Here is a 16,753-nt window from a genome sequence, read left to right on the forward strand (position 1 = left end):
AAAACCTCCTGATTAGTACTTTATATAATTTGACACATTTTATAGTATATCTGAAAACATATTATTATTTTGTATTTTTATGTCGAATATCTATCATCTTGAATACTTTACCATTCAATCCATCTAATATAGCTATACTTAATTGACTGTTTAAAATATCTTGTTATATCTGTCGTTCGAGCATGTCCATTATGAAACCTTGGTCTGTCCTTGCTGACACACTCTCCTGGTATAGTAAAATTAACTATCAATTATATCTCCTTTATTGTTTTAATTTAGAAGGTGCTTAGTGAAAGTAAAAGCACCTTCTATATAAACTATTTAATTATTATCGTTTTTTCATTTGTGATTATTTCATACGAATAACAGCAAAAATTGCATATATACAAATCATAGTATTTAATAATCTGCTCATTTTTTCTATGCGCTATCTGTATATTGCGAGTTCTTGTGAATTTGTGTTCGCAAGGAGTTTGTCTATGCATTTTACAATCCTCCCTAAGACAGATTGATTAAACTTATTCAATCTTATTTTTGTTTGTATAGCTATAAACTTTGAGTGAAATTTATTCAAAGTCAAAAGTAGCTTACAATATACATTTTATTAATATTATACTCTAATTGATTCAATAATTTATACCTCCACCTCCACCTACTCACAACATTTCTCAAATAAATATTTGCACAATACAAGCCTGTCTTCATCTTCTCTAGTAATTATATAATTGCCTTTATCAATAAAACAAACATCTCCATAAAATATATAAGTCTTATTATATTCACATTTCCTACAACAAAAAAACAACTATAACCACTGTGGGTTATGTTTATTGTTTTGCGACTAAATAAAGAAAGATAAGGGGGTTGTAATAAATGAATAAAACAGAAAAATTAAAAAATATATTTATAAAAAGATATGGTATAATAAGAAATTTCTCGAAAGTGGCAGATATCCCATCTACCACTTAACAGGATCTTTAGATAGAGGAATAGGAGGAATGGCTATAGATAGGGCTATTAAAATTTGCGGCACATTAGATATATATATTAAGACATTTGATCCACTTGAAAGGGATGATGCTTTTATATATATGATATAAATGAAAAGAAATTATTAAAAAGTCAAAAGTTAAATGAACTTGGTAAAAATAAAGTAATTAGTAAAGCTAATGATCTAACTCAAATAAATAAATATAAAGAAGATGATAAAGACAATAGAATTGAACTTAAGGTAGAAGTAGCGCATCACTATACATCATGCGCTGTTATATTAGATTTAGACAAAATTGAACAAGAAAATATACTCTATTATATATAAACTCAAGCAAGCAGACGTACATTCTAAAAGGAGGATATTAAAATGAAAGTAAGCGTAAGAAACTCCTTTTATATATAAAAATACGAGTAGGTTGAATTTCACTTACCTACTCGTAGTTAACTTAATTTCTAAGCTGTTAAATCTTTTTCTTCATTTTCTTTTTTCTTATCGCCAAATTTATCTTTCAGATACTTTATATCTGCAGTAATGGATCTGTGTTCTATAGTAGATGTATCAAGTTTAAATAATTTAAATACAAACTGCATAACATATCCAAGTGCAATCGCACATATAAAAGTACCGATTCCAACTGTTCCGCCTAAGGCCCATCCTACAATAAGAGCTCCTACTTCAAGAACAGTTCTAACTAAACGAACCGACTTTTTAGTTTTTTTGTGTAACGCTATCATAAGCCCGTCTCTAGGCCCACTTCCTAAATGTGCTCCTAAGTACAGAAATGATCCTACAGAAGTTAGCATTACTCCGATAAAGTTCATAAATAGCCCCATATATAAATTATGTGACTTTGGTATGAAATCAAGATATATAACTAAATCCATAAATACCCCAATAAATATCATGTTGAGAACCGTTCCCCAACCTATATTTTCGCCCAATATTACATCGATAATGACAATAGTTACACCAACAGTAATTGATGCCTGACCTATAGTCATACCAATTTGATTGGACATACCTTGGTGTAGTACATCCCAGGCCATAAGACCTATATTTGCATTTATCATTAGTACAGAGGCAACAGCAACTACAAAAAACCCTAAAAACATTCTAATTATAATACCTAAGCTAAAATTTTTCACTGTTTATCACTCCCATAATAATCATACCAAATATTTATGAAATAAAATATATAAAAATGAAATATTTTTTTATTTTACTGCAAGTGATGCCTAAACAATGCAATTCTCAACTTGAACCACAAACTTACCACAATTTTTACATACAATTACACTAACTATATAACTATCATCTACTTCATTTCCTCTAGATAGCTTATTAAATGATTTACCAGAATACTCATTAGATATATCGCTGATTACATATTCTCCATTCTTTGTGAAAATATAAAAATGGTACTCTAAAAACGCAAAGAACTTCTGCTTTTCTTTAACTCCATATAAACAGTCTGGACATGCTTCTTGATAGTACTCTATATCAAACTCTGCATCTTTCTCTGTTTTATTTAATAGCTCTATTGCTTCTTTTAGATCGAATTTACTAACTGGCCTATCATCATCGTTTAATAGGTCTATGCAATTTTCCTGTGACAAGATGTATTCCTTTTCTTCGTAATTAATTTTATAAGACTCATATTTATATTTTTCTCCTTTTTAGTATATAACTTCTATTTTAACAGTTTATAATTCTTTTTTAAACTTTAATTCTTTAGAATGGGTGATAAGCTCAATAACTTAATATTATTACAAAATCATTTAAAAATAAAAAGAGCTCTATTTGCAGAGCTCGAGGTAAAAATTCATATTTGTTTATTGTAATTTTTAAAATTTATATTTACTTATTTTAATTAAAAAAGTCATTAAAATGTCCTGTCCTTTAATAAGAGCTTATTTTTTAGATGTTGATTGTCTCTTTCTAAAATTTTTATTTTATATGTCATATTATCATAATTTTTATTAAATCTTTCTCTATCAATATAATCTTTCAACTTTCCCGCATAAAATCCTAAAACGAAGACTTCTAAAGATACAATTAATACAAGTACACTGTTTTCCATTTTCTGAAACTCCCCCTTTAAATATAAAAAGATACAAATAAATTAGTAAAGTTTGTGCGATATACTTATTACGATAATATTATTTCATACTTTCTTTATTATACTTATTAGGTTAAAATCCTTTTATTTTTTATATCTAAAATATTTTTAGTTCTAATTTTTTTGTAAATTTAGTAACATTAAATAGCCATTTTCATATTTTTATAACCTTTAATTTTAAATTCTTCAATCTTTCTTGACATAAGCTCTGTTCCTATCCCAATCATCTTTTGTAGCAAAATCATCTATGTATATACTTAGCTCTGGATTTTTATTTCTTCCTTTGTAATATTTCAGATCCCTAATGTTGATGAATCGCCTCTTATAACATCTCTTCTAGTATCTCTATCTCTGAGTCTTTTATTTGCCTTATAATGTACTTTAAATTCATTTTATCCATACTATCAACTCCTTATAAGTCTATAATAAAAAATTTGCCCCTAAGTATGGTTACCTAGTGGCAAATTAATTACAAATAACGAATTTTTCTTAACTTAAAGTTTGAAAAATTCATTTGCTTATTTTTTATATTTACTAGTCTATTTCTGATTTAAAATGAACATCTTCTCTTAATGCTTTTTTGTATTCAGAATCATTTATGTATCCCAATTCATTCATTTTAAATAAAACTCTCTCTTGTCTCTTTTTTGCTTCTCCATAAATCTCATACCTCGCAGGATTATTGGTTATCCCTGCAAGCATCGCACATTCTGCTAAAGATAAATCCTCGACATTTTTTGCAAAGTAAATATTCGCTCCTTTACCAACACCATAAGAGGATTTTCCAAGGTACATATTGTTAAGATATGTTACAAGTATTTCATCTTTAGTCATTACTTTATTTAACTGAATAGCGTTGTACATATCCCTGACTTTTCTTTTCATAGTTTTTTCGTTGTTAGTAAGTAAATTCTTTGATACTTGCATATCTATAGTACTAGCCCCTTGAGTTGTATCAGTTCTTATATTATTGACTAAAGATCTTACCAAAGATATTTTATCGATACCATTGTGTTTATAAAACCTCTCATCTTCTATTGAAACTATAGCTTTTTTTAGATTATCTGGTATTTCCTTTGAACTAACAGCTGAACTGCTGATATAATTGGACTCAATAAGCTCTTTTGTAACTTTAGGAGCTCCTTGAATTGCATAAAGCGTATATCCAACTCCAAATAGAGATCCTATCAATGCAAACGTCAATACAACGGCTAATATAGATTTAATAATTTTATTTTTTCTCTGTATTTTTTTTGTACGTTTGGCATTCCTAAGATTTTCCAGACTAGCACTACTACTTTTTTGATTATCTGAAGTTTTTTTATTTCTTTTTATGGGCTGCTTATTTCTGTTTTTTGCGGCATCTTTTATATCATAAACATTATCATAGTTTGCAGAAGCAGATCTAGAGCTTTTAGTTTTACTCGAAGCTGGTTTAGAACTTCCAACTTTTTTACGCCTGATCTTGTTATCTTCATTATTGTAAGAGCTCATATCTCTCTCCCTTCTCTATATAAAACAAATTATACAATGTTCTACAAAATAAATCAAAGAACAAATTTGTAAGATTTCTCATGTAAGTCAAGAGATATATAAGTAAACTTTGATTTTCTTAATTTTATACTTCTCAATTAAAATATTATACTGCATCTTTAATTATTAAAAAAAGCTTAGCTGTTGCCAGTGTATCACTATCAGCTCTATGCGCATTTTTATTTTCAATTTTGTAGTACTGACATGCTGTTTCGAGCTTTTTGTTCTTTCCTTTATATGATTTTGTCTTTTTCAACATCTCTAAAGTACAGATGTGGTTTTTAATTGGTTCTAAATTCATCTTTTTTAAATAGTGATTTAAAAAGTTCAGGTCAAATTTCGCGTTGTGGGCTATTACAGTTCTGTTTCCTAAGTACTTCCTAAATCTTGGAAGTACTTCTTCTAATCCCTGTTCATTCTCAACCATCTCATTTGTAATATTAGTTAAATTAGATATAAATGAAGGAATTATACCATTGGGTTTTACAAACCTAGAGTAATTCCTTACTATTATTCCATCAGAAATTTCTGTAACACCAATTTCAATTATTTCACAACCTTGACGCGGATCAAGACCTGTAGTCTCTAAATCAACAACTACATACTCTCCCATATCCTATCTCCTTAATCTAAATTAATTTTCTGTAATATAATTATAAATCAAAATACAGAGTTTTAGTTGAACTTTATCAAATTTAGTCTAAATATTATTGTTGTTATTATTTATTTTATAATTATTTCGTTTTTTGTCAAATTCATCGACCTCTATATTTCGAATTTTTTCTCCGTTTTTCCATATTCCTACTTCTTTTTTACCCTCTTGTGTATATACAATTCCTTTACCATTTCTTTTATTATCTAAAAAATATCCCTTAAATATCTCCCCATTTGGATATATTAATTTGCCTAATCCATTTTTCTTTCCGTGCTTAAACTCTCCAGTATATATGATTCCATCGTTGTACAAATACTTTCCGATTCCGTGCATCAGGTCATCCTTCCAAAGCCCTTCGTACTTCTCATTTTTGGAGAATATACAAATCCCAAATCCGCTTCTTTTACCATTTACAACCTCGCCCTTGTACATGTTGCCATTATCATATTTTAAAACGTTATTTTTATTATTTGGAATTTCTTTTGTTGAATTATTCGTCTTGCTACTATCTAATTTAGTTATTGCTCTACTATCTTTCTCATGGTTAATCTCAATAACTTTATGATTAATTTCAATAATTCTATTTTTTGCTTCAAATGAATTAACTGATTTAGTTTTTTTATTCTTTCTTTTGTTCATTATAGTTGTTTTAATTATTTCAAATAAAATAAACAACGATGAAAGGGATATAAAAACATAAATTATAGTCATAAAATAATTCGAAAAAAGCATAGGATCACTTCCTCATCTTATAATTTAATAAACTTAAAATCTATATATTAAATTATATTTTTTAAGATGAACAAATATACAGTATTATAGCTCATTGCAGTTTATTTTTATCAAATGTACCCTAATGAATTTGCTATATTAATTTTGCACATTAAAACGAAAGAATAAAAAATCTAAATATTCAACTCCAATTGTTCCTTTAATATAAAATTCGTATAAAAATGAGCAATTGATAATCGATTACGATATACATATTTTACATATAAAAATACATACTCTAACAGACTATCAATCGCTCAATAATTTAAAAACTATTTTATTTTCTATTCAAATCTCTCTAAGAATGAGTGTTTAACCCCATCTTGTTGCCATCCTAATATAGAATCTACATTTACATTTTGTGCCGCTCTAAATATAGACTTCTCAACATTAGTAAAATTAGGTTCAAGTCTTTTAATTAAATCTTTAATTTCATATCTCTTGTTTCCTGTCTTTTTTGCTGCAACCATACAGGCACAGTTTAAAGGCCATATTCCAGATTTTTGTATAAAATTAATTATATGTTCCTCTCTTATATAGTAAAGGGGTCTAATTATTTTCATACCTTCAAAGTTTGTTGAATTAAGCATAGGAAGCATAGTCTTAAAGTTACCAGAGCAAAGTAGATTCATCATTGTTGTCTCAATAACATCGTCATAGTGGTGTCCTAATGCTAGTTTATTACATCCTAACTCTGTCGCTTTAGCATAAAGTGATCCTCTTCTCATTTTTGCACACATATAGCATGGATAATCCTTAGCTATCTTATCTGCAACCTCAAATATATTAGATTCATACAAATGTATCGGTATATTTAAATACTCACAGTTATCTATTAAAAGCTGTCTAATATTCTCATGATAACCTGGATCCATAGCTATAAATTCAAGCTCAAAATCAACTTGTCCATGTCTCTTTAATTCTTGGAACATCTTTGACATTAGTAGACTATCTTTTCCTCCTGAAACAGCAACAGCTATTTTATCGCCTTCTTCAACAAGTTTGTAGTCTTTTATAGCTTTTATAAACTTAGACCATAAGTTTTTTCTATTTTTTTTTATAATATATTTCTCTATCTCTTCTAAAGAAAGTCTTTCTTCAAAAGGCACTATAATTTCGCACCCTTTTCCTGACAATTCACTCATATAATCACCTCGTATAATGTACTTAGTCTATAATAACATAAAATATAAGTTTCTTTTATCCCCAATTTTATCTTATTAGCTTTTAAAGTAGCTCTTTTTGCTACAAGAATAATGAAAATGAGCCTTGTATCATTATATCTTATATCTAATATAAATTATATAAACATCCCTTATCAAACTATAATTACACATAATCTTATATTATTCACTTTTAAAGTAACTCTTTTTAGTTACAAGAATAATATATATACTAGATAGTCTCTTCTATCAATCACAAAAAGGAGGTTTTGACATTGAAAAATATGAATAGAGATATGGAAAAAAATTGTGGCGATTCTTTAGCCAGACCATATATAAACAACCAAGTTTATTCAAAGATATTTGACCTTTCAACTGCTCTATCAAGAGGTACTATTTTTCCAGAATTAGACCTATTTGAGTCACAAATGTACAATAAAGAACAGTATATAAGACCTAAAAAAAGAACAGGAGGTAAGAGAAAATGAGACAGTCCTCAAGAAGCGAACTTATGAGAAAAATTCAGGAGACTTGTTTTGCATGTGTAGATATGAATCTTTATCTTGACAACCATCCTGATGACAAGAACGCTATAAATACTTACAATACTCTATGTAATCAATTTGCTCAAGCTAGATACGCTTATGAAAATCAATACGGACCTTTAACTAACTTTGGATATGCACCAAGTAGATCTCCATGGCAGTGGAACGATGATCCTTGGCCTTGGGAAAAAGAATTTAACGACTAAATTATGTATATGGAGGATTATTATAAATGTGGATATATCAGAAAACTTTACAGCACCCTGTTAATCTGAAGAATAAAGATCTTAAAATGGCAAAATTCTTGATTACTCAATTTGGTGGACCAAATGGTGAACTAGGTGCGGCTTTAAGATATTTGAGTCAAAGATATACAATGCCTACTGGGAAATCAAAAGCATTGTTGACAGATATTGGTACAGAAGAATTAGCTCATGTTGAAATGATTGCAACTATGGTATACCAACTTACTTCTGATGCAACACCAGAAGAACTTAAAGCCGCTGGATTAGGCTCAAATTACGCACAAAATGGATACGGTATCTTCCCTAGTGACGCTAATGGAGTTCCTTTTAGTGCTTCAACTATTGCTGTTATGGGCAACCCGATAACCGACCTTCACGAAGATATGGCAGCAGAACAAAAAGCTCTTTCAACTTACTACCAACTTATAAATTTAACTGACGATGTGGATGTAAAAGAAACACTTGGATTTTTGGGTCAAAGAGAGATAATTCATTATCAAAGATTCGGTGAAGCTTTAATGGATGTTTATGATTATGAAGAAAGTCAAAAAACATTTTAAATCTATTTAATTTTATTTAGATCAATTTAATTCTAAATTTATCATTCTATAAAAGGGCCTTGTTATAAGAGTTACTATTTAATTTAATGTAGTTTCCTTTACTAATAAAAAATGGCGGCACTGATTTAATATCAGACCGCCATTTTTTGCTATTAAAGTCCCGTAGATCCAAATCCACCTTTTCCTCTAACAGTGTCGCTTAGATATTCGACTTCAACAACATTTATATCGTATATAGGTTTAACTACCATTTGAGCTATCTTCATATGTTTTTCTACCTTAAAATCGTCTTTACCATGGTTTATCATAATAACTCCAATTTCACCTCTATAACCTCCATCAATTGTTCCTGGGCTATTTAACAGTGTTATTGAATTTTTAAGTGCTAATCCACTTCTAGGTCTCATCTGACCTTCTGTCATCTCTGGTAACTCAATTGATATTCCAGTTTTTATAAGTTTAGTCTCTCCACTTTTTATAATAGCTTCTTCTATAGAATATACATCCATACCTGCATCTCCTTTGTGTGCAAAGTTTGGAAGTTTCGCTTCTGGATTTAGTTTTTTTACTTTTAATGTGTACATAGTCTACCTCTTTTCTTATATTAGTTACTTTTAATTGTAAGTTGTATAACTTAAATTATAACAAATTAATTCATTTTTACATATATGTATACAGAGAAATTCTTTTTTAATGTTTAATCAGCATAATTTTACTAATATACACAGTATTTTCAATTACTTTAGCAGATAGCTTTCGATTTTCATCTCATTTTGGTATAATATATAGTATAATGTAATGGCTGTGAATCAGTCATTTGTTTTTTGTAATATAGAATTATCTATATATATTACAAAGGAGGTTGTTATGAAACTTATTTTAGCCGAAAAACCGTCTGTTGCAAAAACTATAGCTTCCTTTCTAGGAGCTAAGACTAGAAGTGACGGATATTTTCAGGGAAATAACTATATTGTTACTTATGCGGTAGGTCATCTTGTCTCACTATACGATATGAAAGATTACGATAAAGATAAGTACTCAGGATCATGGAAGATGAATAACTTCCCTTTCTTTCCTAATAAATTTAAATTTAAAGTGGATAGCAGTAAGAAAAAACAGTTTAATACAGTTAAGGAACTCTTGAACCGCGATGATATTGAGTATGTAATCAACGCTACCGATAACGACAGAGAAGGAGAGCTAATTTCTTTTCTGGTATTTTTACTTGCAAAAAATAAAAAACCTATTAAAAGAATTCTAGTAAATGAATGGACACCCGAAGATATAACACGAGGTCTTGATAATCTTAAAGACAACAGTGAGATGATAAATCTTCAAGCAGCTGGATATACGAGACTTATTACTGATTGGCTTATCGGAATTAACTTTACATCTGCTGCAACTCTTAAATATGGAAATGGTAAGCTTTTAAACATAGGTAGGGTTATTCTTCCTACTGTAAAATTGGTTTACGATAGAGATATGGAGATACAAAACTTCGTCCCTAAGATTTACTATGAAATAGAAGGACACTTTAAAAGCCAAAATGGTGAATACAAGGGAAAGCTCACAATAAAAAAAGAAACTAAATTTGATACTTTAGATGATGCAAACAAAATTATAGATACAATAAAATCTGATAAAGGTATTATAGCAGATAAAAAAGTTACTATGAGTAAAGAGTATGCTCCTAAACTTTTCAGTTTGACATCACTTCAAGGTTATATAACATCTAAGTATGCAAGCTTCACTTCTGACAAAGTTCTAAATGTCTGTCAGAGTCTTTATGAAGGTAAAGGTAAAGGTGGTTATATAACTTATCCTAGAACTGATTCAATGTATTTAGAGGAAAGTTTAGTATCAAAAGTTGAACAGACTCTTAGCAGATTAAAGACTGGACTTAGTTATGAAAATAAAGTTAAATTTAGCAAAACTAAAAGGGTATTTGACTCATCAAAAGTTGATTCTCACAGTGCTATTATACCTACATATATTGTTCCAACTAACTTAACTCCAGATGAGGCAATAGTGTACCAGGCTATTAAAGATAGATTTATAGCTAACTTTATGCCTCCAGCTGAGTATGAAAACACGGAGATAAAACTGATGTAGATTCTAACATCTTCGTAACTAAAGGTAAGGTTCTAAAAAGTAAAGGCTACTTAGAAGTTTACAATAAAGAAGAAAAAGACAATTTGCTTCCTATAGTAAACAAAGATGATGTTGTCGATGTTTTGAGTATTATACCACAAGAAAAACAAACTACTCCACCTAAGCCGTATACTGAGGATACCCTGCTTAAAGCAATGAAAAACTGTGGTAAAAATGTTTCAGATGATGATAGTGCAGTTCTTTCTGGATATTCTATAGGTACTTCAGCTACGAGAGCTGACGTTCTAAAAAAGATAGGTCAAGTTGGATATGTAAGTAAAAAAGGTAAAGCATATTCTATAACTCAACTCGGTAAAAATCTAGTTGAGATATTCCCTGTTAAAGATCTACTTGATGTTGACTATACAGGTAAACTTGAAAAGAGTTTAAGCGATATTCAGAAGGGAAACTATACAAAAAAAGAATACTTGACCAACATAATGAATTTTATATACCAAAATGTTGAACTCATTAAAAGCGATTCTTCTAAAAATATTAATACTGAAAGCTATATCTTTAATCCAAAGACAAAAAAATTCACAAAAAAATCCGCTAAATTTGCTGCTTCCTCTAAAAGTTCAAAATCATCTTCAAAAACTAGTGAAGTCTCCGACTCTAAAAGTAGTGAATCCGGTAAATCAAAAGAATCTCTAGGTAAATGCCCTGTTTGCGACCATGATGTTTACGAGTTTGAAAAGGGATTCTTTTGCGAAAATTATAAAGAATGTAAATTTGGTGTTTGGAAAAACGATAAGTATCTAGCTTTTTATAAGAAAAAACCTAATAAAACTATGGTTAAAAGTTTGCTAAAAAAGGGTGAGGCGAGCGTTAAATCACTTACAAATAAAAATGGCAATAAATTTGATGCCGTTTTTAAGATATGAAAAAAATCCAAATAATAATATGTTTTCATGGAAAATTGAATCCTTTGAGAACAAATAGAGAACATAGTGAGGGTGGCTTTAGCAGTTGTTTTATACATGTAGATACGTATTTTAACAATAACTACTATAGCCATCTCGTTTTTTATGGAAAACTATATCCAAATACATGATTTTAATGATTTATAGTTTCATATAATATGTTATGCAACTACTATCAAAAATTAATAATTGATACAAAAAATAATAAACAAGATACCAATTATTTATTAATATCTTGTTTATACGCATATATATAATTTTATTATCTACACTAACAATTACTTTTTATTATTTCTTATCTAAGGTCTCATCAATCTTGTACCTAACCATATCAAATAACTCACCTATTTTGTATCCTTTAAGCTTACACCCACAGTTAGGACAGTAATCGTACTTCTTTGATACCAGAGCCCTACAACTTGGTTCATGACACCTTATTTTTAATGCCTCCTCTGATACTTTAAATCCACATTTTGGACATATTGAACCAGGACGCGATGAAACCTCTTTCCCACATCTTGAACATTTTATCATATTATGCACCCCCAGCTGATACTATCTATTATCATATAAAACACTGCTATTATAGTATTGTATGCTTAGCTAATCTATAAGTTTCATAAGGACCATTATGTTCAAAAGTTTTTCTATTACTTCATATATATTTTACTATTTATTTCTTATACTATTAACCTTTTTATTCATTAAATGTCTAACACAGTTACGATACAGAAATAGTTTTACTTTATTTAAGTTCTGCGAATGTTCACTATAAAAATCGTCAGGAGAATTGTAAACACCAAAATCTTTATTTAATCCATTTTTTTGGATATATGTATCATTTTCATTCCAGTCAATTACTGGATTTTTAAAATTATCTATTGCTACACCAAACCCACAGAAACTTGTATTACATTCGCTATATTTTTCTTGTAATTTTACAAGGTAAGTTTTATCAAGTATAAATCCCTCTAGATTATACCATTTATCATTATAGAAAACTTCAACCCAGCTGTGCAAAATATTGCTTGGTGCACTTCTATAAATAAAACCAGTCATTACACCTTTTTGCAACTTTTTATCTATAGTAAACCCATGTAATCTACAAGGTATATCAACAGCTCTTAAAAGTGCCATAAATAATGTTCCTTTAGTATTACATTGGCCATAATAATCAATTAATACTTTTGAAGCTGGAATATTGTCGTCGACATTGTATCCGAATTTAATATCATCTCTAATAAACATATAAATTTGCTTTATTTTTTCAAAGTCAGATAGTTTATCCCAACATTTGTTTCTTATTAATTCTTGTATAGTTTTATCTTTATAGTTCAACATAATTGTTTCTAGCAAATATTTTTTCATAATTAAACCTCCATGTAACCTTTGTAGTTACATGATAGCATCAAAATAAATCAGCGACTTTCAAAAATATGCTATCTTTTAATATATCCCTTGATGACATCCCTGTCCTCAGTTTATTTGTATAAGATAAATGTGAAGGAGTTGAAAAACCGGTGTTCATTGCTGAATGAGTTATACTATTTCCACTAAAAATATCCAAATAAGCTTGCTCTAATTGATGGTAAATCAAATATCCTTTAAGAGTTATCCCCGTCTTTTCCTTAAATAAATGTGAAATCCTTCCAACTGATAATGATACTTTATCAGCAAGATATTTTACTTGATGCTCCATAGGATCACAATTACACTCTTGCAATAATTTCAAAATATATTTTATTCTGCTATCTAATTCTGGTGGACAAGTTGTATCAAGCAAAATAATTTCCTTTAAATTTTCTATAAACCTTTCATAGAACCCGATTTCTGTATCTAAATGTATATTTAATAAATCATTTTGTAATGATTCTAAATCTTTATTCTGTAGTATACAATATGATTTTTCTCTAAAGAACTTGTTCCTTAGCCTAATATCTGTTTCAGTTAATGGTTTAATTAACATTGTAAATAGTTCATTTCCATTAGATTTAATTTTGTGGTTTGTATTTCTTTCAACAACAATACACGCCCCTTCAATGCATTTTCCCTCAACTTCAACTTCTATACTTCCTTTCGAACTAATAAATAATTGCAGCATCATATGCTTATGACATTCAGCTTCTATATGGCTAGAAAATGCAGATATGCAATCCCTACTCATAATAATAACATTCATAATGTTAGATTCCTCCAGCTATATTGACCTTTTTTGATTAGACCCATTTTATAATTATATATTATTTATGTCTATAGAAACCCTGATATTTACATTAAATTAATAAAGGTAAATTACCTAGATCTCTTTTTTTTTAACAAAAAATAGACGCTCATATATGAACGTCTATTTTAGAATTACTCTATTTATTGTTTACATATTCTTAAATATGGATCATTTATATATATCTATCCTTAACATAATAAAAATTAAAATCTAAGTAAATACTATTTTCTAGGATTTTTGATTGATGCTTGAGCTGAAGCAAGTCTAGCTATTGGCACTCTAAATGGTGAACAAGATACGTAGTCAAGACCTACATCGTAGCAGAATTGTACTGATGATGGCTCTCCACCGTGCTCTCCACATATTCCTAGTTTTAGGTCAGGCTTAACGCTTCTTCCTAATTTGCATCCCATATCTACTAATTTACCAACACCATTTTGGTCTAGTACTTGGAATGGATCTTTTTCTAGTATTCCTTTGTCAACATACTCTCCTAAGAACTTACCAGCATCATCTCTTGAATATCCAAATGCCATTTGAGTTAAGTCATTTGTTCCGAAACTATAGAAATCAGCAACTTCTGCTATTTCATCAGCTGTTAAACAAGCTCTTGGTATCTCTATCATTGTACCAACTGTATATTTAACATCAGAGTTTTCTTCTTTTAAGACAGCTTCAACAGTCTCTACTATTAATTCTCTTAATATTTTTAACTCGTTAACTTCTCCAACTAATGGAACCATTATCTCAGGGCTTACTTTGCATCCAGCCTTAGTAGCTTCTATAGCTCCTTGGATTATAGCTTTAGCTTGCATTACACATATTTCTGGGTAAGTTATTGCAAGTCTACAACCTCTGTGACCAAGCATTGGGTTGAACTCTTCAAGATCAACTACTTTTTTCTTGATGTCGCTTGCTCTTATTCCCATAGATGCTGCAAGTTCGTTTATAGTTTCGTCGTCATGAGGTAGGAACTCATGTAGTGGTGGATCCAATAGTCTTATATTAACTGGTTTTCCATCCATAACTTTAAATAGTTCTATAAAGTCTTCTCTTTGCATTGGAAGTATTTTTGCAAGAGCTTTTTCTCTTTGCTCTACAGAATCAGCAAGTATCATTTCTCTAACAGCCGGAAGTCTAGCATCGTCGAAGAACATATGCTCCGTTCTACATAGACCTATACCTTCTGCTCCAAACTCGATAGCTGAACGAGCATCTCTTGGGTTGTCAGCATTAGTTCTAACAGCCATTTGCTTGTATTTGTCTACCCAGTTCATAAGTCTCTCGAAGTTTCCTGTTAAAGCTACTTTTGTTTTCTTGATATCTCCTGCGTATACATTACCAGTAGATCCATCAATTGAGATATAATCTCCTTCTTTAAGAGTTGTTCCTGAAGCTGAAACTTCTTTGTTAGCTTCATCTACTTTTAACTCTCCACAACCAGCTACACAACATTTACCCATTCCTCTGGCAACAACTGCAGCATGAGAAGTCATTCCCCCTCTAGCAGTAAGTATCCCTTCTGCTTTTATCATCCCTTCGATATCTTCTGGAGATGTTTCAAGTCTAACTAATATTACCTTTTCTCCTCTATCTGATGCTTCAACTGCATCGTCTGCATTGAAGTATACTCTACCACTTGCAGCACCTGGAGACGCTGGTAACCCTTTAGCTAAAGACTTAGCTTCTGCTAAAGCTTTATCTTCAAATTTAGGGTGTAGAAGTTGATCTAATTGGTTAGGCTCAATTCTAAGTATTGCTTCTTTATCATCTATTATTCCTGCATCAACTAAATCAGTTGCTATATTTATAGCCGCTTCAGCAGTTCTCTTACCATTTCTAGTTTGTAGTATAAATAATCTTTCGTTTTCTATTGTAAACTCTATATCTTGCATATCTTTGTAGTGACCTTCAAGTATATGAGTTATCTCTACAAATTTATTGTATACCTCTGGCATAACATCTTTTAATGTAGATATATTTTGTGGAGTTCTTATACCTGCAACAACGTCTTCACCTTGTGCATTTATTAAGTACTCACCAAATAATTTATTTTCTCCTGTAGCTGGGTTTCTAGTAAATGCAACTCCTGTACCACTAGTTTCTCCCATATTACCAAATACCATTGATTGTATATTTACAGCAGTTCCTAAATCATGAGCTATGTCGTGAAGTCTACGGTATACCATAGCACGATTGTTGTTCCAAGACTTAAATACTGCTTCTATAGCAAGCATTAATTGCTCTTGAGGTTTTTGTGGGAAATCTGATTTGATTTCTTTTTTGTATATTTCTTTATACTCTTCCACTATTCCTTTTAAGTCTTCAGTAGTAAGATCTGTATCTTGTGAATATCCTTTATCTTCTTTTACTCTGTCTAAAACATTATCAAATTTGTACTTTGGCACTTCCATAGCAACATCTGAAAACATTTGGATAAATCTTCTGTAACTGTCGTATGCAAATCTCTCATTTTGAGTAGACTCAGCTAATCCTATAACACTTGTGTCGTTTAGACCTAAGTTAAGTATAGTGTCCATCATTCCTGGCATTGAGAAAACTGCACCAGAACGAACTGAAACTAGAAGTGGATTTTTGTCACTACCTAAAGTTTTATTTAAATCTTTTTCTAATTTTTCTAAGTGAGATTCTATTTCTTTTATTACATCTTCTTTTATTTTTTCTTCATTAGCATAGTAGTCATTACAAGCCTCTGTTGTTATAGTGAATCCTGGAGGTACTGGTAAACCTATTTTAGTCATTTCTGCTAAGTTAGATCCTTTTCCCCCTAGTAAATACTTCATTTCCTTATTGCCTTCATTAAAATCATAAACAAACTTCGTCTCCATATTTAAGCCTCCATTATTTTT

At 29.9% G+C, this 16,753-nt stretch carries 16 protein-coding genes and 1 pseudogene; 4 read left to right on the forward strand and 13 right to left on the reverse strand.

All coding sequences use genetic code 11. The features are described 5' to 3' along the window. Window positions 1-107: 107 nt before the first annotated feature. From T473_RS18405 to T473_RS0102095, 8 genes are all read right to left on the reverse strand, one after another. Window positions 108-251 (reverse strand): RusA family crossover junction endodeoxyribonuclease, encoded by a 144-nt coding sequence (locus T473_RS18405; RefSeq protein WP_161627524.1) that lies wholly within the window; start codon window positions 249-251, stop codon window positions 108-110. 1,195 nt (window positions 252-1,446) lie between these two features. Then, the gene (locus tag T473_RS0102060; protein ID WP_029791443.1) at window positions 1,447-2,106 is read right to left on the reverse strand and encodes a YczE/YyaS/YitT family protein; all 660 of its coding nucleotides are present in this window, start codon (window positions 2,104-2,106) and stop codon (window positions 1,447-1,449) included. A 123-nt stretch (window positions 2,107-2,229) separates the two neighbouring features. Beyond that, the gene (locus tag T473_RS0102065; protein WP_029791444.1) at window positions 2,230-2,637 is read right to left on the reverse strand and encodes a DUF3785 family protein; all 408 of its coding nucleotides are present in this window, start codon (window positions 2,635-2,637) and stop codon (window positions 2,230-2,232) included. A 239-nt stretch (window positions 2,638-2,876) separates the two neighbouring features. Next, entirely contained in the window at window positions 2,877-3,074 is a 198-nt protein-coding gene (locus tag T473_RS0102070; RefSeq protein WP_024620409.1) for a hypothetical protein, read from the reverse strand. Between the two features lie 573 nt (window positions 3,075-3,647). Next, window positions 3,648-4,607 (reverse strand): biosynthetic peptidoglycan transglycosylase, encoded by a 960-nt coding sequence (locus T473_RS0102080; protein WP_024620410.1) that lies wholly within the window; start codon window positions 4,605-4,607, stop codon window positions 3,648-3,650. 145 nt (window positions 4,608-4,752) lie between these two features. Then, on the reverse strand, window positions 4,753-5,259 hold the full coding sequence (locus T473_RS0102085; protein WP_024620411.1) for a 3'-5' exonuclease: 507 nt from the start codon (window positions 5,257-5,259) through the stop codon (window positions 4,753-4,755). Between the two features lie 87 nt (window positions 5,260-5,346). Then, window positions 5,347-6,033, reverse strand: coding sequence for an MORN repeat-containing protein (locus tag T473_RS0102090; RefSeq protein WP_024620412.1), 687 nt, complete (start codon window positions 6,031-6,033; stop codon window positions 5,347-5,349). 323 nt (window positions 6,034-6,356) lie between these two features. Next, window positions 6,357-7,217 carry a tRNA 2-thiocytidine biosynthesis TtcA family protein gene (locus T473_RS0102095; protein ID WP_024620413.1) on the reverse strand — a complete coding sequence of 287 codons (861 nt, stop codon included), beginning with the start codon at window positions 7,215-7,217 and terminating at the stop codon, window positions 6,357-6,359. Between the two features lie 302 nt (window positions 7,218-7,519). Here T473_RS0102095 and T473_RS0102100 point away from each other — a divergent pair, with 302 nt between their 5' ends. The 3 genes from T473_RS0102100 to T473_RS0102110 are packed head-to-tail and all read left to right on the forward strand — an operon-like array spanning window position 7,520 to window position 8,585. Further along, the gene (locus T473_RS0102100) at window positions 7,520-7,723 is read left to right on the forward strand and encodes a spore coat associated protein CotJA (RefSeq protein WP_242825838.1); all 204 of its coding nucleotides are present in this window, start codon (window positions 7,520-7,522) and stop codon (window positions 7,721-7,723) included. Beyond that, the gene (locus T473_RS0102105) at window positions 7,720-7,986 is read left to right on the forward strand and encodes a spore coat protein CotJB (RefSeq protein WP_024620415.1); all 267 of its coding nucleotides are present in this window, start codon (window positions 7,720-7,722) and stop codon (window positions 7,984-7,986) included. The genes T473_RS0102100 and T473_RS0102105 overlap by 4 nt, the downstream gene beginning before the upstream one ends. 26 nt (window positions 7,987-8,012) lie before the next feature. Beyond that, entirely contained in the window at window positions 8,013-8,585 is a 573-nt protein-coding gene (locus T473_RS0102110; RefSeq protein WP_024620416.1) for a manganese catalase family protein, read from the forward strand. 152 nt (window positions 8,586-8,737) lie between these two features. Here T473_RS0102110 and dut read toward each other — a convergent pair whose 3' ends face one another. Beyond that, entirely contained in the window at window positions 8,738-9,169 is a 432-nt protein-coding gene (gene dut, locus T473_RS0102115; protein WP_024620417.1) for a dUTP diphosphatase, read from the reverse strand. Window positions 9,170-9,452: 283 nt separating this feature from the next. On the opposite strand from dut, the pseudogene T473_RS15970 reads away from it, so the two are divergent. After that, window positions 9,453-11,678, forward strand: a pseudogene (locus T473_RS15970) (type IA DNA topoisomerase). A 269-nt stretch (window positions 11,679-11,947) separates the two neighbouring features. Here the strand turns inward: T473_RS15970 and T473_RS0102125 are convergent. The 4 genes from T473_RS0102125 to ppdK form a co-directional block, all read right to left on the reverse strand. Beyond that, window positions 11,948-12,193, reverse strand: a complete 246-nt coding sequence (locus T473_RS0102125; protein WP_024620418.1) for a zinc ribbon domain-containing protein — start codon at window positions 12,191-12,193, stop codon at window positions 11,948-11,950. Between the two features lie 135 nt (window positions 12,194-12,328). Then, window positions 12,329-13,027, reverse strand: a complete 699-nt coding sequence (locus tag T473_RS0102130) for a transglutaminase-like domain-containing protein (protein ID WP_024620419.1) — start codon at window positions 13,025-13,027, stop codon at window positions 12,329-12,331. 40 nt (window positions 13,028-13,067) lie between these two features. Further along, window positions 13,068-13,838, reverse strand: coding sequence for an AraC family transcriptional regulator (locus T473_RS0102135; RefSeq protein WP_024620420.1), 771 nt, complete (start codon window positions 13,836-13,838; stop codon window positions 13,068-13,070). 266 nt (window positions 13,839-14,104) lie between these two features. Further along, window positions 14,105-16,732 (reverse strand): pyruvate, phosphate dikinase, encoded by a 2,628-nt coding sequence (gene ppdK / locus T473_RS0102140; RefSeq protein ID WP_024620421.1) that lies wholly within the window; start codon window positions 16,730-16,732, stop codon window positions 14,105-14,107. Window positions 16,733-16,753: the final 21 nt, after the last annotated feature.

Source organism: Clostridioides mangenotii TR, from assembly GCF_000498755.1.
Classification (GTDB): Bacteria; Bacillota; Clostridia; order Peptostreptococcales; family Peptostreptococcaceae; genus Metaclostridioides; species Metaclostridioides mangenotii_A.

Coding starts and splice junctions, on each gene's coding strand:
- T473_RS0102060 (WP_029791443.1), bottom strand. CDS start 2,106: ATGTTTTTAGGGTTTTTTGTAGTTGCTGTTGCCTCTGTACTAATGATA.
- T473_RS0102070 (WP_024620409.1), bottom strand. CDS start 3,074: ATGGAAAACAGTGTACTTGTATTAATTGTATCTTTAGAAGTCTTCGTT.
- T473_RS0102080 (WP_024620410.1), bottom strand. CDS start 4,607: ATGAGCTCTTACAATAATGAAGATAACAAGATCAGGCGTAAAAAAGTT.
- T473_RS0102085 (WP_024620411.1), bottom strand. CDS start 5,259: ATGGGAGAGTATGTAGTTGTTGATTTAGAGACTACAGGTCTTGATCCG.
- T473_RS0102090 (WP_024620412.1), bottom strand. CDS start 6,033: ATGCTTTTTTCGAATTATTTTATGACTATAATTTATGTTTTTATATCC.
- T473_RS0102095 (WP_024620413.1), bottom strand. CDS start 7,217: ATGAGTGAATTGTCAGGAAAAGGGTGCGAAATTATAGTGCCTTTTGAA.
- T473_RS0102100 (WP_242825838.1), top strand. CDS start 7,520: ATGAATAGAGATATGGAAAAAAATTGTGGCGATTCTTTAGCCAGACCA.
- T473_RS0102105 (WP_024620415.1), top strand. CDS start 7,720: ATGAGACAGTCCTCAAGAAGCGAACTTATGAGAAAAATTCAGGAGACT.
- T473_RS0102110 (WP_024620416.1), top strand. CDS start 8,013: ATGTGGATATATCAGAAAACTTTACAGCACCCTGTTAATCTGAAGAAT.
- dut (WP_024620417.1), bottom strand. CDS start 9,169: ATGTACACATTAAAAGTAAAAAAACTAAATCCAGAAGCGAAACTTCCA.
- T473_RS0102125 (WP_024620418.1), bottom strand. CDS start 12,193: ATGATAAAATGTTCAAGATGTGGGAAAGAGGTTTCATCGCGTCCTGGT.
- T473_RS0102130 (WP_024620419.1), bottom strand. CDS start 13,027: ATGAAAAAATATTTGCTAGAAACAATTATGTTGAACTATAAAGATAAA.
- T473_RS0102135 (WP_024620420.1), bottom strand. CDS start 13,838: ATGAATGTTATTATTATGAGTAGGGATTGCATATCTGCATTTTCTAGC.
- ppdK (WP_024620421.1), bottom strand. CDS start 16,732: ATGGAGACGAAGTTTGTTTATGATTTTAATGAAGGCAATAAGGAAATG.